The organism is Prolixibacteraceae bacterium (genome assembly GCA_019856515.1).
In the GTDB taxonomy this organism is placed as follows: Bacteria; Bacteroidota; Bacteroidia; order Bacteroidales; family Prolixibacteraceae; genus Halosquirtibacter; species Halosquirtibacter xylanolyticus.
This window is the reverse complement of sequence record CP082230.1, coordinates 33402-59421: the sequence shown is the minus strand read 5'-3', so window position 1 is coordinate 59421 and position 26020 is coordinate 33402. Positions and strand designations below refer to the sequence as shown.

Here is a 26020-nt window from a genome sequence, read left to right as displayed (position 1 = left end):
ATAAAGTTTAGCACTTTCAGTACATAGTTGATGCAATTCCAATACATTGATGACTTATGAATAGGACATGCCTATCGATATAATCTTAAAGGTTTTCAATGATAATCACTATAACATAAAAACAGTTCAACTAGTTAGATGATGCTTTATTTGTAATCGAAGACAGTTGTTAATTGTTGGGAACTATAAGCTAGACCAACTACCAGTCAAAGCATTCGCGATATCTCGTAGATACTCTGCGACGCCACCTGGTTTATTAAGGAATTTAATAAAAGAACCTGCAAACTCAGAAAACGAATTTTCAACTCCCTCTAGATAGGCTCCTGCAGACAGTGAATAGACAATAAAGAAGATGTATATAAAGACTAAAACAAATACTTGTTTCCATCGTAACGCTTCACTAAAATAGAATACCAAAATAGTAACAATGAGAAGCATTATACGAATATCAATCAAAGTAGCACCTGCCTCTTTAAAATATATTGGTTCGCCAGTGATCATCAAAAAAATAGCTAGAGGCAACCCCATGCTTATCGTGATATCAAAAATATTCGAGCCCAACACATTTGATAAGGAGTCATCATAATTACCTTTTCGAGCATCTTTTAATGAAATAATAGTATCTGGAACACTACTCGCAGCAGCCACAAGTACAAAGGCAATAAAAAGAGGATTAATGTTCCAATCGTTGGCAATAAACTCAGTTCCTTTAACCAACCCTGCTGAACCAATAGCTATGAATGCGGTACTCATTAATAATAAAACCCAAGCCCTAGCAGTTCGGCCAACTGCACGACCAAATAGATATCTATCATACCACTTTACAGCTTGATCACTCTCTTCGATCTTATCCGAAGACACATCTCCTGCCCCATCTTTAGTCATGGTCACCATCGTATAGAGAATGTAGATAAGATAAAAAAATGTAAATACCCAACCATGCCACATCGTAATATAATCACTTGACAACAATACCAGCAGAAGCAATTCTGCAACGATTAGAAATAGACCATCTCTTAAGATCACTTTTTTGGCCACTCTTACCCCTGATACGCCAATGGCAGTTAATAGCACCATCCCCACCACTAGCATAGGAATAAATACACTATTAAAAATAGCAGAACCAGTACCTCCTCCAACAGATGCTGCAAAACCTTCTGCAATATCTGTGTTGGCATAAAAAACCAGAAAGAATATTGTCGTCAACATCTCTGGCATAGACGACCCAATCGCATTAATAGTAGCTCCCTTAACACCGTCAGCCATATTACGCCCTAGATAATCTGCTGCCAACTCAAAAATATTACAAGCTCTTGCGATTACAATCGACATCACAATCATAAGCCCAATTCCACCAATCCAACTATCAAAAAATGATATAAAGATACCCATTCCTATTTTATTAATTAGCACTGTATATGACAAGACATAATCCTCTTTAATAAAAGAAAAAAAGTATTGCCATTTAGCTAAGATCTGATCTATATACCTTTACGCATAATCGATCCCAACATTTACACAAATATAGTCATTTCACCCCCAATTTTAGATACGTTTCGGTTGGACTCTTTCACAAAAGATCTATTTTAAAATCACTTCATCTCAATATCCACATAATATACCCCAACACAAAATACACCGTTAAAGCCACGACTATACAATCGATAATTAATCAATGGATGGCAAACAAAAAAAGCCCCCGTAAAGATTTAACCTTACAGGGGCTGCGTTTATTTGATGTGGTTCAATACAAAACAATCATCTTAAAATTCACTCGAAAAGGTGAAAATATTTACACTATAGATTTCGAACAACCTCATCCATCTCTTCAAGTGTCTTTCCTTTGGTTTCAGGAACCATCTTCCAGATAAAGATTGCAGACAGAACACTCATGACTCCATAAAAACAGTAAGTACCTCCTCCACTACACTCCATCATCGCTGGATAAGTAGATGAGATAAAATAGTTAGCTGCCCACTGTGCGGCAACAGCCACGGCAATCGCCTTACCTCTAATTTTATTTGGGAAAATCTCTCCAATAAGCACCCAACAAATAGGTCCCCAACTCATCATAAATGATGCAGTATAGATAATAATGAATACCAAAGTGGTCATTCCAATGATATGTTGAAACGAAAGATAACCAATCGCAAACATACCTATTGCCATACCGATAGACCCAACAATCAATAGAGGCTTACGTCCCCATTTATCCACAGTCATAATTGCAACAACAGTAAACACGACATTGATCAATCCCATTACAATGGTTTGTAACATAGAAGCATCTTTAGCTGCCCCCATGCTTTCAAAAATACGTGGTGCATAATATAGTGCCACATTAATTCCTACAAACTGTTGGAAAACAGAAAGAAGAACCCCAATGATAATTATCTTCTTACCATACGACCAGATACTTCCTCCCTTATGATCCACCGTCTTTGCAATAGCACTCATGATAGATGCAGCACGCTCTTTTCCATTAATACGCTCTAAGATAGACAATGCCTGTTTGTCATCTCCTTTCATCGCTAGATAACGTGGTGTTTCAGGAACAAAACATAATAAAACTCCAAAAAGAGTAGCAGGAATAGCCTCTGACATAAACATATATCTCCATCCCACTTGATCAATCCACGCGACACTCTGTCCTTTGGCAATAAACCAATTCACAAAATACACCACCAACATACCAAAGATAATGGCAAATTGGTTGCATGAGATAAGACGCCCACGTATCTCTGATGGAGCAATCTCACTGATGTACATTGGACTTACAGCACTTGCTAAACCAACTCCAATACCACCAATAACACGATAAAAATTAAACATATAAAGCAACGACATGGTCGTTTTTCCTTTTTCGAAGAAGAAGAACTCAGGTTGACCTGATCCCAAAGCAGAGATAAAAAATAGTACGGCTGCTAGCATTAAAGTTTTTCTACGACCAAACTTAGATGCAAACACTCCAGACAAAAGGCCACCGATAATACACCCAATTAGCGCACTCGAAACGGTAGCACCATGAGCAAAAGTCCCTAAATTCAATGGTGTAATCAAAAAAGCTTGTATCGATTTTTCAGCCCCAGATATCACGGCTGTATCATAACCAAATAGAAGTCCACCCAGCGTAGCTACTAGAGTCAGTAGGGTGACATACCCCATATTGTGCTGTTTCATATGTTATGGTATTAGTGTGTTGATAGTGTAGTTATAAAGGTTTATTAAGAAAAGACATTCTTAGATCAAGAATAATCTCTCTAATGGTCCTGTCCTAAAAGATACTTTAGCCGCCATTAAATGACAGCCAAAGTATCCAAACAGTGTTGTGTTGTGTATGCTTCAAATATAAGCAACTTTTTTTGTTAAATAAACATATTTATCAATTGTTCATACCATTCTTGCTTTCCACTAGTCATTTTTGGTTCTCCTGAAGCTTCTGCGATAGCCCTAAGATCCTCTAATGCCAATTTACCGTTTGCAAAGTCAGCACCTGAACCTGCATCGAAAGAGGCATAACGTGCTGCTTTTTTTGCAGAGTAATCACTGTTTGTCAATATCTCGTTAGCCACCAATAGTGAACGTGCGAAAGTATCCATACCCGAAACATGAGCAATAAATAGATCATCAACATCAGTCGAGTTACGTCTCAATTTCGCATCAAAGTTAATCCCACCACCTTGGAAACCTCCCGCTTGAAGAATCACCATCATCGCTTGGGTCGTCTCATATACACTTGTTGGGAACTCATCAGTATCCCATCCATTTTGGTAGTCTCCTTTGTTCGCATCGATACTTCCTAGCATTCCTGCATCTGCAGCACACTGTAGTTCATGCTCAAAAGTATGTTGTGCCAAAGTAGCATGGTTTACCTCGATATTCAATTTGAAATCTTTATCTAAACCATGTGCACGTAAGAATCCAATAACTGTCTCCGAATCTACGTCATACTGATGTTTTGTAGGCTCCATTGGCTTAGGCTCAATAAAGAAGTTTCCAGTGAACCCTTGTTGTCTACCATAATCTCTTGCCATAGTTAAGAAACGTGCCAAATGCTCTTTCTCCGCTTTCATATCTGTATTAAGCAAAGACATATATCCTTCACGACCACCCCAGAAAACGTAGTTCTCACCACCTAAAGCAATCGTTGCATCAATAGCATTCTTCACCTGCGTTCCAGCATGTGCTACCACATTAAAATCAGGGTTAGTTGCAGCACCATTCATATATCTTGGATTAGAGAACACATTAGAAGTTCCCCAAAGAAGTTTCATTCCAGTCTCATCTTGATACTGTTTTGCAATAGGTACAATTTGCTCTAAACGCTTCTCTATCTCAAATACAGAACCATCACCAACCACATCAATATCATGGAAACAGTAATAAGGAGCACCTATCTTTGTAAAAAACTCAAAAGCTGCATCTAAACGATATTTCGCTTGATCTAAAGCATTTGATCCTTTATCCCAAGGCATCAATCTTGTTCCACCTCCAAATGGATCGCCACCTTCGCCACAGAATGCATGCCAATAAGCAACTGCAAAACGCAAATGCTCTTTCATGGTCTTACCACCCACCATACGATTTTCATCATACCAACGGAATGCAAATGGATTCTTTGAATCGCGTCCTTCGTAAGCAACTTTATCGATACCTTTGAAATACTTATTTTCTACTGTCATGATTGTACTATTTTATTGGTTAATTTTTTTCTCTAATTCTCTCTTCCAAACCTTATAATTAGCTCTGACCATCTCTTGTCTCTGCTCATTAGGCTCAATTGTTTCAATTTTAGCCACCTTGCCACAAGCCTCTTTCAATGTAAAATAACATCCTGACCCATAAGCTGCGGCTCTTGCTGCACCTAAAGCACCATCGGTTTCATACAACTCGATATTCGCTCCTGCAACATCACTCAATGTCTCTCTAAAAATTGGGCTCAAAAACATATTCGCATATCCTGCACGAATCACTTTTGTATCAATACCCGCCTCTTGCATCACCTCCATACCATAATAGAAACTATAAGCAATAGCTTCATGTGCAGCACGGATCATATGACCTTGACCATGTAAATTGAAATGCAGATTTTCAATGGATGCTCCTACATTACGATTCTCTAGGACCCTCTCCGCTCCATTCCCAAAAGGATAAACACGAAGACCTTCAGATCCACAAGGAACGGCTTCGGCCAATCGATTCAGCTCATCATACGACAGATTTGAACCGACATTACGACGAAGCCAAGCATTTAATATCCCTGTTCCATTTATACAGAGCAACACCCCTACTCTTGCGGCATCTTTTTGATGATTCACATGAGCAAAACTGTTAATACGCGACGCATTATCATATTGAAAACGGTCACTTATACCATAAACCACTCCTGAAGTTCCAGCAGTTGCTGCTACTTCACCAGGCTCTAAAACATTTAAACTTAAGGCATTATTAGGCTGATCACCTGCGCGATATGACACCACAACATCCTCAGGCAAGCCCCACTGTGCTGCCAAAGCTGGTTTTATCTGACCTTGATTAGTGAAAGTATCTTCAATATCAGGAACCATCTCCTCCGTAAAACCGTAATACGCTAATAGAGGTCGTGACACTTCATGATCAGGGAAATCCCAGAAAATACCTTCAGACAATCCTCCTACTGTTGTATTTATCTTACCAGTGATCATCATCGCGATGAAATCTCCTGGCAACATAAACTTATCTATCTTCTCGTAAATAGATGGTTCATTATCTTTTACCCACTTTAACTTGGAAGCGGTAAAATTACCCGGAGAGTTAAGCAGATGAGACAAACAGTAATCTTTACCAAGATCCTCCTGTGCCTGACGCCCAATCTCAACAGCACGACTATCACACCATATAATCGATGGACGTAATAGCTTCTGATCCGAATCGACCAATACCAATCCATGCATTTGATATGAAATTCCGATAGATTGTATCTTCTCCCTACATTGAGGACTTTGCGATAAAACTTCATCCAAAGCAATCTGTAAATGTTTCCACCACTCCATAGGGTCTTGCTCTGCCCATGAGGCAGCGCCACTCTCAATTGTCATCTCCTGTTTTGGAGAAAAAGAACTACCTACAAGTGATCCTTCTGCTACATCGAGCAGAGACACTTTAACGGAAGAACTTCCTATATCAAATCCTAATGTATACATCGTATTGGTTTAATTCAGTAAATTAGTATTCTGTTCTGTTATGTACAAAACTAAAAAAAATAGCTACACCTACAAAGACTCTCTTAAAAAAACTTTTGTAGGAACGCAATAATCAATGGCTTCACCATCGTTTGCAAACCTTGCAGCAAGGACTCCAAGCTCTTCGAAATCGGTCGAGATAACGGAGATTCCTCTATCCACAAACTTCTTCATCGGCGTTTCATTATATGAAAGAATCCCTACGTCCTCTCCCAAAACATAACTATTCGATTTACACTGCTCAATAATACGTCCCAACATACGATCACTCACAGAGAAGTAACATACTCCTTTCTTCACCTCTAGAGTATCGACAGTTTTTAGTATCGTAAACGTTTTCTTTTTATCCATACAAAACGATTCAAATGCTTGTACTGTTTCGTATGGATGATTTGTATAATTTGGATAGACCATCACAAGCTCATCATAACGATCCATAGCACCCTCAACTTTCTCTAACCCAAGATAAACGGGTGTTCTAAAATCCTGATATAGATAATTCTTAAAACCAGGTATTCCAATCTTCCAATCCACAACCAACGTACGATCCTTTGGTAGAATATCCATTGCATCCACAGCACGTTGATCATCAAAAGGCATTACAATAAAGCGATGATATTTCCCCACATTCTCTCGAAGAAACTTATCAAACAGCTCTACATTGTAATGATGAAAATGAACATCAACCATCACATCATCTCGCAGTGACTTTAGAAACGAATCATACAAAACCTCTTTATAAGCCTTTAAAGTATCCAAGAACAACAAGACACGCTTCTCTTCTCTTGCAATGAAATACCCTTTATTAGGAACGGAATCGATGATCCCCTGCTCTTTCAAACTACGATACGCTTTGAATACTGTATCTCTTGAAAGCCCATTCGCTCGACACACCTCATTTACTGAAGGCAACCGTGCTCCTCGTTCCAAAGTTCCATCAGAAATACGTTCGATTACTTCTGCTACAATTTGTTGAAACTTTGGCACTCCCCCTTCGGAGTCAATAGTAAATTTTATCATAAGCCCATATTGTTCTGTTCTGATCAAGGCCAAATATATGATAAAAAAACCATAGCAACGAATAATAACAATTGCATTTTAAAATGAGCTGTAAAATTTGCGAAGATATATTGTTCACGTAAACAAGAAATGACCACTTCACTTTTCTCTAAGGGGATATTTATTGACGACGTAACACCAATAAGTAAAATTCATATAACAACCATGCATTAGCCTAGTGACTCCACCTTCTAGTTTATGTAAAGATCCATTATCATTAAACTACAAGGTTATTAACATAAAGAGAGAGCTCCTTTGTATCAAATCCATGTTATCACAACATGCGCTAATAAATAACAAGACACAATCCCCAGAAACTCTTTTTACAATTATTCTCTATCCCTCCAAGCCACTAGAACGTATTTGGCAAGGCATAACTATTATAATTACTATATTTAACCCCTATTACCACTCATTTAATATTGACATCAATCCTATGAAGAATTTATATTACACTCTTTTTATTCTTTTACTTTTTATCACATCTCCCTCCTACGGACAGGAAGAAACAATCAATGAGCTTCGTTGCGACATCACACTCAATGAGATAAAAGAGAAGAGCTGCCCAATAGACACCACAGCAAAAGCAGCCTATTTAATAAAAAGTATTAAATACACATTAAAGGAAGACGATGAAAAAGGGTATATATTAATGAAACATGTCCATAAGAGGATTAAAATATATAGACAAGAAGAAGTCGATTTAGGAACCATTGTTATCAAATACTATCATCCCAAAGAGGGTAAAAAAGAGACAATAAAAGATATTGAAGGTCACACCTATTATCTAGATAATGGCAACTTAAAAAAGCAAAAACTTGAGACAGAAAATATTTTTGAGACACGCAAAAACAGATACTACAAAGAGACAAAAATAGCTTTCCCTAAAGTCAACAAAGGGGCTATTATAGATCTCAAATATACCGTGGAGTCAGAGCTATTAGCTATTGATTTCATCTCCTTCCAAGAAGACTATCCAATAAAAGCATTTCATACTACAATTGAAATTCCAGATTATATCATCTATATCATAAAGAGCAAGGGGGAATATAAAATACCGATGAAAGAAAAAAAGGTAGAGGTAAGTTCCGAAGATATTGGTAACCCTTTAAATCCTATAATTCGAAGATTAATAAATAACGTCTACACCTTTGAAGATAAAAACATACCAGCATTCAACACCAGAGAACCACATATCTACTCCGTTGAAATTTATCGACCAGGAATAGAGTTCGAGCTAGCTCGAATATACAGTAACAAATATCGTTTTAAAGACTACACAACCACATGGGAGAACGTATCAAAAACGATATCTAAACACAGTTCGTTTGGTAGTCAAATAAAAAAAGGAAGCTACTACAAAGAGGATCTAGAAAAAGTCATCGCCAACTGTACAACGGATGAAGACAAGATGAATGCTATCTATAAATTCATCCAACAACAAATTAGCTGGAATGAGTATGTCGGCATCTATTCTGATGAAGGGGTACGAAAAGCATATAAAGAACATGAAGGAAATTGTGCAGACATCAATATGATCCTCACTGCCATGCTCCGTGATGCAGGACTTGATGCCAACCCTGTTTTGGTAAGTACGCGCCCCCATGGTATTCCAACATTCCCAACACTCAAAGGCTTCAACTACGTGATTAGTGTCGTTCACCTTAAAGATAAACAGATTCTATTGGATGCGACAGATAGCTTCGCCACACCAAACATTCTACCTTTCAGAGCCATCAACTGGGAAGGACGCGAAATCATCTCCAAAGAAAAATCCCGATGGATCAATCTCACACCCAAGACGTATGCCAAGACCATCACAAATATCTCGTTGGATATAAGCCATGAAGGAGAGATAAAAGGAATATCATATCATACATTAACCAACCACAAAGCAAAGAGATACAATGAAGAGAACCATCTAAAAAGTGAAGATAAAATCATCGAAGATATTGAACAACAATATCCTATATCTATAGATCGTCACAAAAAACAAAAATTGGTCAACCTTAATATTTCAAAAGAGATATTTCAATTCCACAGCAACAAACTCCACTCCGAGGTTAATAATAACATCTATGTAAATCCACTTATATGCTTCAATAAAGACCACAATCCATTTAAATCTGAAGAGAGATTCTATCCTATTGATTACATCTACCCCCAAATAGAGAGATATAATGTCACCATACCCATTCCCTCAGGATCTAAAGTTATCAGTTTACCAGAAAACCTCGAATTAGAACTATCAGAACATATTGGCTCCTACAGCTACAAAATAACACAACTTAACGAAGTATTAAAGATAGAGTCCGTGTTTACAATCAATGCCACAACCATCCCATCAACATACTATACAGAATTTAAAGAGTTCTATCAAAAAGTAGTAGACAAACAGAAAGAGAGTATCGGTTTTAGCAAACCAACACCTGAAGCTTAACCCATTCAATATAAATAACAAAAGGAGCTATAAGGTCTTGTGAAGATATTTTGTTAGAAAAAAAGGAGACTCTTAATAAGTCTCCTTTTAAAATATGTCGTATTGTTTTTGATGGACCATTATAAATTATACGCAACTCCTAGATAAAACCCTCTGTTCATCATGTCTTGTGATGCAGGAGTAATGTCATTTAATCCTAAATCATAACCAATATATGGTTCAAATTTACCAACCTGAACACTTGCACCAAGCTTGATCCCAAAATTAATTGTCTTTATATCATCCGTATCATCTGAACCTATTTCAAAGTCATCTGAACTATCCTCATATTTTAGTTTACCTGAAAGACAGAAACCTAAAGACGGCTCGACAAATATACTCAATGCACTATTTCCTTGATTAAAATCAAGAACTTTGTAGCTAATATTTACAGGGATCTCCAAATAATTCAGAATCATATCTACATCACCGCTTTCCACTTCTCTCGTTGATATACGATTCCCACCTACATCGGTAGTCGTATAAACCGTAGTAACAGAACCTTTTGCTCCTCGTTGAACAAAAGATAATCCTGGTTGAAATCTAAATGATTCCACTTCAAAAGTGTAATATCCACCAATATGAAACCCTAGTTTCATATCAGAATCACCTTCATACTTGATATTATTAAAATTTAAACCTGCTTTAAATCCAAATCCATTATAATCTTGTGCTTGTGCTAGATTTGATAACATCACTAAACATAGTACCGTAAGGAATAAACTGATTTTTTTCATAATTACTGTTGATTTTATATTGTAAGTTATGTACTTCACCAAATATAGTAGGTGAATTATAATAAAAGGGTATCAAATATCATTTGTTATAAGAAGTATTATCATTAACTTATACATCTGTTTAACAATAAGATAGGCACTACATTCATAGACACAAACAACAGTAAAACTAATACATAAAAAAGCTCAATTAACAAAATAGCCTCACAACGTGGTAAAACGATTCATTCCCATTGTTTTGAACCTATATTACGACAACACACACTGAAAGTGCCACACTTTATAGCCTAGGGTGAACCCCTAATGGAATGACCTTTATGTTATAGTTATTATTGTAGTATAATCAAAAATGATCCATTGACATCACTAAAAGAGATCCCAAAGATTATATTGATAGGTAGAACTATTGAAAAGCTGTCACACCAAACACGCCACTTTAACAGGACTCCTTACCCAAACAGCACATCCGTTTAACACTTTTTCATTACTTTTATAGCCGAACATGAAAGCAAACCGACAAACCATGCTGCAACCATTAACACCACATATCCTCAAAGGGAAAGAGAAAGAGGAGAATCAGATATATTTCGATGCCATCAAAGGAGCTATCGACAACCCTCAAGTTCGTAACTTTGCCATTACTGGCGCCTAAGGAACAGGAAAAAGCACCATAATCCATAGCTTCTTCCACCACTATCCCACGGAAGACAGCAACTACAAACATGCCATCGTCTCTTTGGCCAGCTTCTGCCCTCCCCACACCAAATCCACAGAAAAAACCGATGACATCCCCAAAGAAGGTGAAAGCCCTGTAAAAACCCCATCTACAGCTGAACTAGAAGCAAGTATCCTCCAACAACTCTTCTATCAAATCCCCGAAGAAAATATACGCTTTAGTCGCTTCCTGCGCAAAACCAAAATCAGCAACATCAGCAAATGGATAAAATTCTTTGTCATCATATGCTCACTCATTTCAATATTCTCATTAGCACAAAAGGGTAATCTAACTAAGTACTTAGGATACATTTCGACAAAACTAGATATTACAGATGATAATCGTTTCGGTGCTATAGCCGTTTGGAGTCTTGTACTAATATTTATTCTTTCCCTTATTACAATAGGACGAAAATCCCATCGTTATATCACAAAAAAGTGGTCAAATAGACAAAAAAAATCTATTCAGATTTTCACATACACAATGGAGGTCCTATCATTTGCTGGACTACTATCCATTATGGTCAATATTCCAATCCTCAAAACACTACTTTATGCAGGAATAAAAGCATCATTCATCCTTTTTCCGTTCTTAATCATTCTTTGCTCATTCTATTATCTTTTTGAAATGATCTATATCGGCATCTACAAAGGACATTGGAAGAAGTTAGAACTCAAACTAGGAAAGATTCAGTCCGAACATCAAGTATCAGGCTCCATCATCAACGAAAATATCCACGACATACTTGTTCTATTCCATAATGCAGACCTAGATGTGGTAGTCTTCGAAGACATCGATCGTCTATCTAATGCCATGGATATCTTTACCAAACTCCGCGAACTAAACGAAACCATCAACCGAAGCCACGAAATCAAAAATGAAGGTAAGAAGGTAATGTTTATGTATGCCCTTAATGACAATATCATTCCTGAATCCGAAGAACGAACCAAGTTCTTTGACCTAATCATGCCTTTATACCCCATCATTTCACATATAAACAAGGTAGATATGGTATATAACGAATTAAATAAGTTTAACATTGAATTAAAAGAATCCTTATCTAGTAAGTTTATATCAAAGATTGCACCCTTTATCGAAGATATTCGATTACTTAAGAACATATGTAACGAATATGCAATCTATCAAAAGCTTTTCTTTCTTAATACTTCAATAGAAAATCATATAGGTAAAGTGGAGTTGTCTGAGAAAATTTTCACTCTTATCACTCTTAAAATATTCTTCCCAGAACACTTCTACAACAGAAACAAGAAAGATGGTTTACTTCAATCGATATTTGTCGAAACTAAAAACAAACTTAAAGAGGGAGCTACTAAAGTGTTAAAAGATCTCAGCTCAGATAACGACTTCCAACACCTCAACTCAGAGGAAGCATTTATATCGATGGATGACATAAAGGGATCTATGACACTCCATGAATTAATCAAGAATGGATATTACAATCATGAGAGACTTTCTAAATACATTCCCAATAATAAAATAACAACAACAAAACTTAAAGACTTTATTATTACCATTATTAAAAATGGTTACTTGGATGAATTTTACGATCTATATTTATCTAATAAAACATCAGAACTCACTAAAAATGACCAATTGTTTGTTCAGCTCCAAAATACAAATTACGATATCCCTATTGATTACAGGTTAGATTCTCCGATAGATGTTATGGAATTTATCAACAAGAATAAAGTGTCCAATCCATTAAACTTACTAAACTATTCTCTATTATCTTACGATGACAATAATAAGGATTATTACACCATAAATCCTTTGACTATTATTTATGAATTTATACATTCATACGAATCTTTACGTTACAAATTCAACGTAACTACTCAGGTTCTTCAGATAGGTTTTAACCGACAAAAACTTCAAACACGTTGATTTAATGTACAATGTTGATAGATAACAATGTATTTGTTGATTACTTTTAGTTGTTATCTTTTCTATTTTGACCATATGAATAGATCTTTGCAGGCATGAATAAAGTTGATCGTTTAGAAAAAGAAAACAAGGCATTAAAAGAGCAAGTACAATCTTTACTGGCAAAGCTAGACATTGTTATGTCGGAGGTAAGAGCTTTATCAGAAGAAAATGCGATGCTTCATGCTAAGGTTAAGACTCTTGAAGATCAACTATCACGTAGTAAGAAAAATAGTGGTAATAGCAGTTTTCCTCCATCTAGAGATTTATCGACAGTAAAGAAGAATCAATCTCTTCGCAAGAAATCCAATAAAAGATCAGGAGGTCAAGTTGGTCATAAAGGCATGACTTTATTTCAAGATACGACACCGACCGATATCGAATCTCATCATCCTTTAGGTAAGTGTAGTTGTGGAAATAGATTGAATCCTGAGGATGCTAAGTTGCTATGCAAGCGTCAAGTTTTTGATATCCCCCCTGTTATTGAACCTATATGTATTGAGCATCGTCTTTATGAGAATAGATGCAGTTGTGGACAAATCCATAAAGGAGCTATGCCATCCAATGTTAATGCACCAGTTCAATATGGTCCCAACATACGTTCGCTAATTCTTAGTCTGCATATAGAGCACTATATCCCTTTAAATCGTATTAGTACGCTAGTAGAAGAGCTGACTTCATATAAAATAGGAGATGGAACTATTGACAATATTTTAAAACATGCAGAAAAGGTATTCACTCCTCTATATGAATCACTACGTCAATCTATTGAAGATGCCAATATAGTTGGATCTGATGAAACAGGTTGTAAAATAGATGGCAGTAAAGGATGGATGTGGGTTTGGCAAAATTATGAACTAACTTTTATTACAGCTCACAGATCTAGAGGTTATAAAGTTGTGGTAGAAAATTTCAAAGATGGATTTACTAACGCTACTTTAGTAAGTGACTGTTATGCTTCACAACTGAAAACTCCAGCCAAACATTATCAGCTATGCTTAGCACATTTACAGCGTGAATTGATCTATATCAAAGAACAGACCACCAACAACTGGGCACAAGATATTTTAGACCTTTTTACTGCATCGATGAAATTAAAACGGGAATCTGAAGAGAGCGATTTCCCTCTAGACAAAAATGCTTCATTTAAAACCAGATTAATAGAACTCCTGAAGATCGAGACCTACGATAATCAACTCGATGAAATCAGAACATTACGGAAACGATTAATGAAAAAAATAGATAGTGTATTTACTTTCTTAAATCATTATGAAGTCCCGTTTGATAATAATGCTTCGGAAAGAGCAATGCGTAATATCAAGGTAAAACAGAATGTGTCTAAGGGATATCGAACAGAAGAAGGGGCGCAGAGGTATGCCATGTTGCGATCTATAACCGACACATTAAAGAAACAAGGAAAGAGTGTTCTAAACATGATCGCATATTGGCTATCATGCAATAATGTTGCTGTAAGCTGGGAATAGACAACTTTGGAGTATATCTTTTTGAACCATTATTTTAAATTTAATAAAGACTAAACTATAATACTACCTGAGTAGTTACAATTCAACAGCAATGAGCTAACAGATAAATATATCGATATTCTTTTTGACTCGATAAAAAAACAAAAAACTGAAATTACAAATGAGCTTATTAAGACGTTAATTGTACCATACAATGAGAAATACCCATATGAACCTGAACACCATTACAATAACGAACGTAGCAAGGACCGAGTTCAGGAGAAAACAATCGCTAATAGTATCATTTATTCTTCCATAAATGATCAATATTCTAATGATGATTTTATCACATTATTTTTAGAAACTACAAATAGCTCACAGAGATTTGATATTACAAAGTTATCTACACACAAAATTCATATTCCACTTAACACACTCAGATCCACCCTTAGCAAGGAAAGACAACAAATTTATGTCGCAGCTTGGCTTAAACATAATGGTTATCCTGAAGATACAAACTATGAAGATCTAGAGGTGAAATATATTGCAGCTAACGACAACCATCAAGACTCTTAAAAATGGAGCAACTTAATTCGGCACCATAATATCTATAATAATGATAACGATAGAGGACATACAGCATATATTTGATACACAAAACGAATATATGTCTACAGCAAAAGACTAATACCGAAGTGACTTTATATGGGTGGGGTGAAATCAAGAACTTCTATATTTCATCTTAAGTGAGAGACAGCTGCTGGGAACGCTGAGCTCCAGCTCGGCATCGTGTGTCAGGAGAGCGACAACTTAGTATCGCTTCATCGAGGTGTTGATGCACGATATCGAACTGAAACTAAGCGTTCCCAGCGGCTGTCCCCACTCTTACGTATCAACAAAGATCTGTGTTCATCAGTGTGCCACCCTTACGTATCAACCAACATACTATCTTTTCTACATCCAATATTTTCGGTCAGGCCTTCAGCCCTTCATGTTTGAGGGGGGCATTATTACCCAAGGCTCCATGCCAACTCAGAGCTAAAGCACTTCGTCAGCATTCCACCATTGGGCTATGTTCGGTTTCCCTTTCAGGGAAAGATGTAGCATATTAAGCAACCCCATATAATTTAAGGGGGAGTATTTCCTCCTTATCCATTTATAGGTGCATGACAGCTATTTGAACAGGGAGCTTACTATCAATTGGGATGCCCCCTGAGTTTTATAATGGATGCTTACCATTCCGATATTTGTAATATCCATTCATCTCCGCCATCGGGTTCGGCAAGCCAAATCCGTATAAGGATAACAAAACGCACAAGGCGTGCCAATAAATTGGCACAAACTACGCAATACAACGTCGATGGAATGAGGTCATGGGATCGGACTTACAGCCCTCTGATTGTTTTTACACTATTACCCAAGGCTCCAGCCAATACTTTGACCTTGCGGTCAATCTATGGTTCTCCACCATTGGGCTAAGTTCGGTTTCCCTTTCAGGGAAAGATGAAGCATCGTAAAGTGATAGAACAAAAAAAACGATATCACATCCCTTCGTGTCTTTGTGGCTTCGAGGTTCATTTCCCCTTGCAGCCCAACCAACAATAAAATAATATGTGTTCATCTGTTTAATTCCTGTCATCCATATTCTATCCTCTACGATTCAACCCTTCGCGCCTTAGTAGTTCTTTTCTTCTTTCCTCAACCAATCATTGCCGCATTTACGCTTTTTAGCTATCTCTAAGAGCACATCACACTTCTGGCGAGGCAATGTATACTTCTTGTTCTAAACAGCGCTTATATCGATGAAAAAGAGAGATTATTTTATGATAATACGGGAGATCTAGATTTGTATCTCCTTGGCTTCGATACTGTTTATCATAGAGTGATCTGTTACCATATTTCGACAGCATGGCTTCCAAATCACGAGGAACAAGAAGAGAGGCTCTTTCACCTAGATGTTTGCGATAGGAATGCTCGAAGATACGTAGACCTTCGAAATCGAAATCTCCGAAATGGAGGTAGTTATTTTCGATGGTAAGCAGCCAAGATAGTAGATCTTTGGATTGGGGATAACGACTGACAAACAGTTTCGGTTCTGAAGGGAATATCTCCAACTGCTCGTTTAAGTATCGGAAGTTTTCGGCATTCTCCACTCCCACGACAATCACTTCGGGGGGTAGTCGCAATGCTTCATAGTCGTAGATATAGGTAAAAGTTCCTTCTGGAGGTGCTATAAGGATCGGCTTATCTCCCAAGTGGGCTTCAATAGGTTCTAGGGTATTGACCATGAATCCTTTGAATGTACGCACTTTGGTGACCTTCGAGTCAGATGAAGTACGGACACTCTCGGCGCGTAAAGATGGCGTTTCTAGTGTTTCGATATAGGCCATTAGATCTCCTATTCCATATTGATTTTGCAGATAGTTGTTCAGGTGTATGATATTGGGAGCAGAGACCACCTTTCGAGTTCGTCCTATGAGCTGAACGGACACCACCCCTTCTTCGATCATTCTATCGAGCACAGTACTTTTGGCCCCTCCATAAGGCAAGGACTCTCCCTGTTGTAGTAGGGAGAGGTTTTTTGCTATTTTAAGTGTTATTTTCATCTGCTACGTTGGTTTGATGGTGTGACCCTGAAACCAGTCGCACCACCTTGGTCTTCTTATTTTCATCTTTCGACACATGATAGATATGTCGGTAACTTAATGGGGTACTTTCGGTGGGCGATCCATTGATAAGCAATATATTTCTATCGTTAGCGAACTTCAATATCCCTTTGATGTTGTTGGGATGAAGCTTCCCAATCTCATCCATCATACAGTGAAGTTTAAAATTGGAGAATTTGCGTGATGCCCCCTCTTTAAACACATTCAGCAGCATAATGTTGATCATCGCCTTGGCTAGTACATCCGTTCCTTCTGATCCGACATTAGATAGTTTTTCGACCCACCCAGTGTCGTTGCCATTCTCTTCGATACGGAAATTGAGCTCAAAGATATCGGTCAAATAGATATAGTCACTTTTACTCTGATGTATGGTTTTGATCAGCTGTTTAAGTAACCCCACGGCATCCTGCTCACTATGTTGGTTCTCGTTATGTGCAAAAAGATTATTTTCGCCTAAAGGAGAGGCAAAAGTGTCGCTCAGATCTTTAATATTACGCAAGATGGTCACCACAGGATTCTGACTATCGTTAATCCCTAGTTCGATATTTTGTATCGCAGTAACGAAATTCTTACTCCTAAAGTCGGTGTTGATCTTATGGATCACCTTACGGATTTCACCAGTCTTAGAGATGAGTAGGGTGATCTCTTTGCCTACATTCTTGACAATCTCACCAAAACGTTCGCCTGTACGACGTTCAAACTCCTCTATCTTATGGTCTTCAACAAATTCGGTAAGCTCTTCAGCCCAGTCTAGGTAGGCTCTATTTTCAAGTAGCTTTTCTGGAAATTGGAAGATGTTGCCCATAGAGAAGAACGATAGAAACTTATCGCATGCGGCACGAAGCATATCTAGAATATCTTTTTTACGATAGTGCTTCTCATTGATTTCGTCCATAATCACCGAGGCCGTTCGATGGGTACTTTCGATCTCCATCCCTTCGGTTTCCACCTTTAGATCCTCATAGATATGTGATTTTAAGAAGGTATTGTATCGCTCTTTATCTACACGAAATAGTTGTAACTCCTCTTGAGACTTTTTGCTCTCTTTGGTCACTATCTCTATCTGGTGTTGTGATTTACGGTATGCGATTTGAAATTCTTGGTGCAGTCTCTTTAGTTCGCCCTCTATTCGAGCTAACTCTTTTTCGAAATGGGGCATGAGATCAAACAGTTCTCGCTTATCTTTATGGTATTCTCCAACCAGTTCACGATGGCGGTCGATAAAGAGCAGTTCTTTCTCAAGCGACACAATCAGGGCCTCCAGCTGTGTTAGTCTTTCGGTGTCGGCCCCCTCTTCTTTCAACTCTTGGTTGCGTTGTTGTATTAACGCGTCATGCTCCTTTGAGAATGTCTCTTCGAACTGAGCAATGCTTTTCTGAAGCAGCTCTTTACCTTGTTGAGCCTTCTCCAACTCTTGTTTTAACTGTTTTTGGAACTGCTGCTTCACCTCCTCTTTATCTCGTTTTACAGCCCCTTTCATCATTTGTAGCGACTCTTTGCAGGTGGTCACATCTATACGAGCACGATCAATTTTCTCTTGGATAGTAGCGACTCTTTCTACTTGCTCTTTTTCGGCCTTCTCAGCCAGCTCATTACGCATAACAATCAACTTATCGAGATCTTTTTGACACTCTTTTTGTTGATAGTCATTTTGACGCACGGCCTCTTTCAAAGTTTTGATTTTACGCGTATAGCGTCCTTTGAGCTTCTCGACAGCCTCTTTGTGTTGATTATCCAACGCCTTAAATTCCGACTGGATATCGACCTGCTCTTGTTGTAAGCGTTCTTGCTCGAAAGCCAACTGTTCTTTCGAATCTTTGTTATAATCTTCCAATGGGGTTAGATCAAGCTCTACACCATAAAGAGAGTTGCTCTCTGAAGTATGGCTCGGAGCAAGATCATCACGGAAAAGAAGTTGTGGGTCCATCACCTTACCAATATTCGACTTCCACTGCTTTTCGTGTTTATCCAGCCAGCCATAAAGAGAACGATCAAATACCGTGATCTTTTGTTCGACAAGAGCGAATGCCTCTTGGCAGGTAGTAGCACGTAAGCGTAGACGCTCTTCGGAAAGGGTAAAGTTGTTCTTAAACTTCTCTTTCTCAAGTTCCCATTGGCTCTCTAACGTTTTTATCTGTGCTTTATCGTGTTGAATCTTCTGGCTTAAGCCCTCCATATCTAGATGCTTCTGCTCTTTAGCACGATCCATTTCAATGAGTTCATCACGATAGAGTGGGGTATGTTTCAATAGACGTTTTTCTCCTTCAAGTCGATGAAGGTTTTCGTGTCGATGATCGAGCTGTTCCTGTTGTTCTAACAGTCGTTTTTCAGCTTCTCTATCGACCTTCTCTATCGCTTGGTTCTGTGCCATTAGATTGCTATTTTGGGTAGCATTAAAAGCGGTATCTATCTCGTTGATCTGTGTTTGCTTCTCTAATAGTCGCTGCGACTTCTCATTGACCTTGGCTTCTATAAGTGCTTCGTAACGATGTTGTATGTTGGCATATTGGCTACTCAGAATCTGCTTCTCTCTGACCAAAGCACTCTTTTGGCTCTCGACATCTCCCTTTTTAGCAATACGCTCTAATATCTGTTCGATATTTTTTGTTTCGTAATAGGCCTTTTGTTTATGAGAACGATCGATTTTCTCTTGGTTTAGACTCGCTTCTGCTTTCAGGGCATCAAGCTCTTTCTCCATCGAAGCTTTGTTGTCTAACCACTCTCTTTCGAGCTTCTGCTTTTCATGGTTGAGACGCTCTAATTCGCGAATAAGCAGGGGTTCGGCAATCTCTATCTGCGACATACGTCCCTTTAGCTGTACAAATAGTCGCTTCTCTTCTTGAGTCAAGACATGAATACTCGAAAGATGAGAGGCGATCTGTTTGGCATAGCGCTGGGTGCTCTCTTTCTTGAAATTACGGATATCGTTGATCTGTGTCTCAAACCCCTTTAGGTGGTTGGCATACACCGATAGGTCGATAGACAAACTCGACTCTTCCATCGAAGAGATAATGGTCTGCTTGATCTCATTGGCATCCAATTTCGTATTTAAGAAAACATTCTGTATAGTTCGAAAGATGTTGCTATACTGTTTGGATTCGAGCAAGGTATATCGCTTATATTCGGGTTTTCCTAGAAGATTACCATAGATGATATTGCGATACTCTTCGAAACTTTGGATTAGATTAGAACAGTGAATCTGATGGGCATCAAGATTCTTACGTATCGCCTCCCATGAAGTACAGGCACGACGATCCTCATCCATAAAGAGGTCGCTACGATAAGGGCTGTCGATAAAACGGAAACGTACTTTATTTTTATTACGCAGGGCAACCACACAGTAGTTCCCTGTTTCTCGTACCACCTCATAGACGATATAGGAGTTGGCATAAGAGAGATACCACTGTACAAAGTTCTTTACCGTGGGTCCTTGTGGCATGCCGAGCTTTCGAGAGTCAGCATTATAAAAGAATAGGATGGCACGCAGAATAGTACTCTTCCCTACCCCTTGTGTCCCAATAAAGTGGGTGTTTCCATCCAAGGGTATTTCGGCATAAGGTATATTGGCGCTGTTGATAAAAACAATTTTATTGAGAGATCTCATCGGTCACGTCTTCTGATAGGTTAATATTAAGGATTAAAGACTCAAGGTAGTAGAACGATGAGAGTACTTTGTAGGTGTTACTCACTTCGTTTTCCATTTCGATATACCCATCTTTTCGGAGTTCATCGATCAGCTTCTTGATGGTGTCCATCTCTATCGACTCCTTTAAACTCTTTTGTAACTGCTTTAGCTTGGTTTTTAAAGAGGCATTCACCTTCAATTTCACTGCAATATCCTCGGGTGCAAAACGATAGCCTACTGTAAAAGCACTATCGTAAGTCTTGAAGAAGTCTATATAATCGATCCAACGAAATGCTTTCTCTATTTTACGCTGCAAATCTGCTTTACTCTCGTTACGAGTGAAATAGTAGTATTCATCCCCTTGGGTTAGTCTATATCCAATCTGTTCGTAGTAGTCGTATAACTCACTATAATGTTCATCGATATATCTAAATAGTCGTTGTTGCTCTCTCGAAGCACTGTTAGAACAGACAAAAGCACCTCTGCTTAAGCGTTCGAATATGGTCTGTTTTAAGTTATTGTTCTCCATGACTACTGTATTAATTGGGATAAACGATGGCTAACTCTAATCCTTCGAAAGAGACACACTCTTCCGTAAAACGCAGCTCCTCCTCATAGAGGGAGACCATCTGACAGAAGTAATGTACTTTCTGTTCGGTGGTCACAGGCTGATCGTAGGAATAATGATGCATAAAATCCCATAAATGATAGCGTGAGGCTTTAAAGTTATGTATCATCTCGTCGTAACGAATGAACTCCATCTGTTCGGTGTCTTGATCAAAGAAGGTGTTATCGATAGCAGGGGCAATGGACATCTCCTGTTTGGTTTGTCTCTTCTGCTTGCGATGAATGGCATCGATCAACTCATATACCGTATCTTCTTCTAGAATATCTAAGTCGATCTTTAAGGAAGAGGAAGAGCGACTTTCATATATCAGTGCATGATCTTTGAATAGAATCTGTTCGATATCGGACTTCTCTTTTAATTCAAATTGATCTTTGAGATATTTGACCTTACGTAGCTTCTCCACAAAGCGATTGTGTTGCTTCACTTGGTTCAGGAAGTTGATCACCTGCTTCTGTATCTCAATGAGGTTATGGCGTGCATCGTGCAACTGTATCTTTAAGGCTACGATCACAGAGTTAAGCTGGTCGTCCATCGCCTTGATAAAAAAGGTCTTGTGCTGCTCTTGCACCAACTGCTCCGCTTTATCTATCAGCATCATAATATCTTGACGCTTCTGGTCGTAGTTCTCTAACTTCCTTATTTTGATCTTATAGTTAGGCTCTGTCTTAAAGGTGTTTTCGATATTACGATCTAAATCTACCACATTGCGTATACCGACAACACCGATATTTCGGAGGGTGTTTTTCACAACCTTTAAATACCGATACCGACGACTCTCATTGTCTTCAAGCAAGAAGTACTCAATACTCTCTTCAATAAGCTTTAGGTGCTCTTCTATATAAGCTGTGTTAACCTCCTCGTTTACATCTAATACATTCTCAAAAAAGACCAAAAGGGTATCGTTAATCTCTAAGAATGCCCCATTCCGTATAATGATCTCCTTATCTATCAGCCGTTCTACTTTTGTCTCATCTTCTAGTAAAGCTACGGCATCCTCATAACGATAGTTTAGAGACTTTCTCTTTTCAAACATCTCGGTTAAAAGATCTTTGGAGAAATTGAGATCATGAATAAACTCTTTTATAGATTGAAATGTATGCATTCTTTGGTGTTTGCTTAAATATCTCTCTTAATGATGATACTATAACAATAATACATAGTTTTATGTTATAAAAAAAACAATAGCGATGACATCTTTGATAATGAGATGCAATAGGCTTGTTTTATTTTTATGAACAGGCCCTAATTCGAAATAGAGGTTAGTCACCCTAACAAAAAAAAGGTCGGCTCTTTAGTTTACTAAAGCGACGACCTCTAACTACCAAATTATATGAGAAACAGTATTTATTCCAATAGTTATATTGGAGTTACTTCAATAGTTGATGATCAATAAGTTGTTGAAACATCTCTTGCATGGTTTCGTGCATTGGCCTATAGATCATTTTCAAATCATCCTTACTCTTGGTGTTATCCATAATACAGCGGAGGCCAATATTCTTTCGAATAAATCGTCGGCTTAAGCTCTTATCCATCATAGGGCCTAAAAACCATAACAGCCATTTAGGAACGAGTTTTGTGGGTAAAGGGTAGCTATCTCCATAGACAGGTATTAACTCCGTAGACATTTTCAACAGAGAAGCATCGTGTCCTGAAACAATATATCTCCCCTCCACACCAGTAAATATACCAGCACGAAAATGAGCTATAGCCACATCACGCACATCCACTACTCCACATGCTAATGAAGGAAGTCCGGACTTGAATGTTCCATTTCCCATCTTCTTTATAAGCTTAAAGCTTTCAGAAGTAACATGCTTTGGGTCTATGGCTGGTCCCATTACAAAAGAGGGGTTAATGACCACCAAATCCCATCTATCCTGTGCATCATATATCTTCCAAGCCTCTCTCTCGGCAAGTATTTTAGAATACATATATGCTCCATGCGTCAAAGAAGAAGTAGTATTCCAGTCTTTCTCTGTAAACTTACCTGTTACACTCTTCTTAAGATCAATATTGTCGCCATATATGGCAGCCACACTACTTGTTAGCACCACACGTTGAACACTCTCTGTCTCGTTGGCTTGTTCTAAGACGTTTTGGGTCCCACGCAAGGCTGGTTCTACAAGTTCTTCTTTGGGGTCCACTACATCTAAGAAGAAAGGAGACGCTGTATGATAGACTAATTCACACCCTTCCATTGCCTCCTTAAACGAATGAGGATGTAGCAGATCTGCCTTAAAAAATTTAATGGTACCATCTGCCTCTTCAGCCAGTTTCTCTAGCACTGAGAGCTTCTCTTTATTCATTGGATTTCTGACAGTTGCATGCACAGTCATGCCTTGATCTAAAAGAAGTTTGACCAACCATTCTGCAACATACCCTGTAGCACCAGTAACCATAACTGGCTTAGACTTATCTATCTCTTTCATATGCAATAAGATGTGTGTTATGTTATAGACATAAAATCCATTACTTCAAGTGTAACAATGCAAAACAATAAAAGTTCACCCTGTAGGCTAGTTTAGAATCGTATTATAGAAACTCATCGATAGGAACTATCAAATAATAACATTATTTAATTATCATGAAACATTCTTTTTACCTATTTTGACAAAGAAATGTAACAAAACTATTGAACAAACTATCTAAAGAATCCGACTTCAATGTATTTAAGAAAGAACAAAAAGAGTCGATTTGAAATGTTATATCAAGACTACTACAGCGACCTTGTTAGGTTCTGTACAGCCATTGTCTATAATCGAGATGAGGCACAGGACTTGGTACAAGAGCTGTTTCTTGAGCTTTGGCATAAAAAAGACCTTACACATATTCATGGTGAGATTGAGCACTATCTATTTCGTGCAGCCAAATACAAATGCTTAAATCGACTCAAACAGCTATCCATTCACGATCGACATGAAGAGAGTATCAAAGAGGCACTGATCTATATTCACCGATATAGTGATATTTCAGATGAAAAGATTATTCAGAAAATAGAGAGTGTTATTGATCTGATGCCATCAAAAATGAAAATCATGGTGCAAGAGCACTATCAAGAACGAATCACCTATAGGAAGATTGCAGAGAGACATAATATCAGTGTCAACACCGTCAAAACACAGATAAAGAGAGCTTACAGCAAAATTCGTTCAGAACTACAACTACCTAATAATAAAGAGACTATAAAAAAGATTACCATTTTACTATTTTTTTTCACCAAATGATGTCACCCTATTTCAAGGGTTCATTTACTAGTTAATAGAGATTATGAGAAGAGAAAAAGAGATATCATGGAGGCTTTTCCGGAAAGCAAACCGACAGGATTTATCAAAGAAGGAGAAAGAAGCATTTGACAATTGGGCTAAAAAGCCTCAACATCAATCATTTTTTGACAGTGCAACAAGCTTCTATCAAGAAAAAGAGATGGAGGAGGAGATCGATGTAGATAGAGGATTTCAATCCTTTATACAACAAGTGGAATCATCCAATCGGAAGAGTCGTTGGAAGTCATTCGCTGTTGCAGCAAGTATTTTATTGGCAATCACAACTGGTTCTTTGAAATGGTATAGTAGTAATTATAGTGAGGGAGACCACACAAGTGTAGTGGCAGAAATTGACCTTCAGAGGCCTTATTTAATACTTGAAGATGGCACAAAAGTCGCGTTAAAAGATACTGTACAACTACCTAAAGGGCTATTTGAAATCAAATCTGACCGTCTGGTAGTAACTGATATTTCAGCTCAGTGGTTTGTATCTGATAAGCACTATTCACTTGTAGTTCCAAGAAAACAGAGCTATTGCGTGGAACTGGCTGATGGTACTGTAGTCACAATGAATGCAGCAAGTAAGCTAACCTTTCCAAATATTTTTGATGAGGATAGCCGACAAGTGAGTGTAAAAGGAGAAGCATTCTTCAAAGTGAGCAAACAGGAGAACAAACCTTTCTATGTGAGAACATCAGATGTCTATGTGAAAGTGTTGGGAACACAGTTTAATGTAAATACGCGCAACCAAAATCACACAGTAGTCATTCTTACAGAAGGGAAAGTAGAGGCAGTGCATCAGAAGAGCCAACAGAAGGTCTCTATCACACCAGATATGTTAGCATCCTTCCATGATGGTAAGTGGACCACCCAAAAGCATATAAATGCACAACGACTATTGGCTTGGAGAGGTGATGCTTTCTCTTATGAAAATAACACGTTAGAAGAGATCTTCAAGGATCTTTCTTATTGGTATGATTTCAAGGTAAAATATTCAAATAAAGAGACCAAGAAACTCAAGTTTACTGGAACATTTGAGCGCTACAACCATTTTCAAGACATCGTTAGATTATTTCAAACGATGGGAATTATAATAGAATTTAAAGAGGGTATTTATGAAATAAAAGAGAAACAATAAACAACCAACTCTGAGATAATCTCTTTCATAGATTATGATTTGGTGTTGGTTATAATAAACACAATTATCTAATACTAAATCA

General features: G+C 37.9%; 16 protein-coding genes. 5 read left to right on the top strand and 11 right to left on the bottom strand.

The features are described from left to right. Positions 1-183: 183 nt before the first annotated feature. The 5 genes from K5X82_00215 to K5X82_00195 form a co-directional block, all read right to left on the bottom strand. Complete coding sequence (locus K5X82_00215; protein QZT37333.1) at positions 184-1392, bottom strand: hypothetical protein; 1209 nt, start codon at positions 1390-1392, stop codon at positions 184-186. Between the two features lie 405 nt (positions 1393-1797). Then, complete coding sequence (gene xylE / locus K5X82_00210; GenBank protein ID QZT37332.1) at positions 1798-3180, bottom strand: D-xylose transporter XylE; 1383 nt, start codon at positions 3178-3180, stop codon at positions 1798-1800. Between the two features lie 185 nt (positions 3181-3365). Beyond that, positions 3366-4682: a xylose isomerase gene (gene xylA, locus K5X82_00205; protein QZT37331.1), complete on the bottom strand. Its 1317-nt coding sequence runs from the start codon at positions 4680-4682 to the stop codon at positions 3366-3368. A gap of 12 nt (positions 4683-4694) precedes the next feature. After that, positions 4695-6182: a carbohydrate kinase gene (locus K5X82_00200; protein QZT37330.1), complete on the bottom strand. Its 1488-nt coding sequence runs from the start codon at positions 6180-6182 to the stop codon at positions 4695-4697. A gap of 69 nt (positions 6183-6251) precedes the next feature. Then, complete coding sequence (locus K5X82_00195; protein ID QZT37329.1) at positions 6252-7241, bottom strand: GntR family transcriptional regulator; 990 nt, start codon at positions 7239-7241, stop codon at positions 6252-6254. Between the two features lie 475 nt (positions 7242-7716). On the opposite strand from K5X82_00195, the gene K5X82_00190 reads away from it, so the two are divergent. After that, positions 7717-9720: a DUF3857 domain-containing protein gene (locus tag K5X82_00190; protein QZT37328.1), complete on the top strand. Its 2004-nt coding sequence runs from the start codon at positions 7717-7719 to the stop codon at positions 9718-9720. 119 nt (positions 9721-9839) lie between these two features. Here K5X82_00190 and K5X82_00185 read toward each other — a convergent pair whose 3' ends face one another. Further along, entirely contained in the window at positions 9840-10496 is a 657-nt protein-coding gene (locus K5X82_00185; protein ID QZT37327.1) for a PorT family protein, read from the bottom strand. Positions 10497-11232: 736 nt separating this feature from the next. Between K5X82_00185 and K5X82_00180 the strand changes: the two genes are divergently transcribed. Both K5X82_00180 and K5X82_00175 read left to right on the top strand, forming a co-directional pair. Next, positions 11233-13116 (top strand): hypothetical protein, encoded by a 1884-nt coding sequence (locus tag K5X82_00180; protein QZT37326.1) that lies wholly within the window; start codon positions 11233-11235, stop codon positions 13114-13116. 95 nt (positions 13117-13211) lie between these two features. Next, on the top strand, positions 13212-14639 hold the full coding sequence (locus K5X82_00175) for an IS66 family transposase (protein QZT37325.1): 1428 nt from the start codon (positions 13212-13214) through the stop codon (positions 14637-14639). A 1727-nt stretch (positions 14640-16366) separates the two neighbouring features. Here K5X82_00175 and K5X82_00170 read toward each other — a convergent pair. The 5 genes from K5X82_00170 to K5X82_00150 form a co-directional block, all read right to left on the bottom strand. Next, on the bottom strand, positions 16367-17224 hold the full coding sequence (locus K5X82_00170; GenBank protein QZT37324.1) for a DUF2220 domain-containing protein: 858 nt from the start codon (positions 17222-17224) through the stop codon (positions 16367-16369). Continuing rightward, positions 17208-20888: an ATP-binding protein gene (locus K5X82_00165; protein ID QZT37323.1), complete on the bottom strand. Its 3681-nt coding sequence runs from the start codon at positions 20886-20888 to the stop codon at positions 17208-17210. Before K5X82_00165 ends, K5X82_00170 begins: the two co-directional genes overlap by 17 nt. Next, on the bottom strand, positions 20872-21438 hold the full coding sequence (locus tag K5X82_00160; GenBank protein QZT37322.1) for a hypothetical protein: 567 nt from the start codon (positions 21436-21438) through the stop codon (positions 20872-20874). The genes K5X82_00165 and K5X82_00160 overlap by 17 nt, the downstream gene beginning before the upstream one ends. A 10-nt stretch (positions 21439-21448) precedes the next feature. Then, entirely contained in the window at positions 21449-22639 is a 1191-nt protein-coding gene (locus K5X82_00155; protein ID QZT37321.1) for a hypothetical protein, read from the bottom strand. A gap of 265 nt (positions 22640-22904) precedes the next feature. Beyond that, positions 22905-23966 carry an NAD-dependent epimerase/dehydratase family protein gene (locus K5X82_00150; GenBank protein ID QZT37320.1) on the bottom strand — a complete coding sequence of 354 codons (1062 nt, stop codon included), beginning with the start codon at positions 23964-23966 and terminating at the stop codon, positions 22905-22907. Between the two features lie 234 nt (positions 23967-24200). On the opposite strand from K5X82_00150, the gene K5X82_00145 reads away from it, so the two are divergent. Together K5X82_00145 and K5X82_00140 are read left to right on the top strand one after the other, a co-directional pair. Next, entirely contained in the window at positions 24201-24761 is a 561-nt protein-coding gene (locus K5X82_00145) for an RNA polymerase sigma-70 factor (protein ID QZT37319.1), read from the top strand. Between the two features lie 43 nt (positions 24762-24804). Then, on the top strand, positions 24805-25938 hold the full coding sequence (locus K5X82_00140; protein QZT37318.1) for a FecR family protein: 1134 nt from the start codon (positions 24805-24807) through the stop codon (positions 25936-25938). Positions 25939-26020 lie beyond the last annotated feature (82 nt).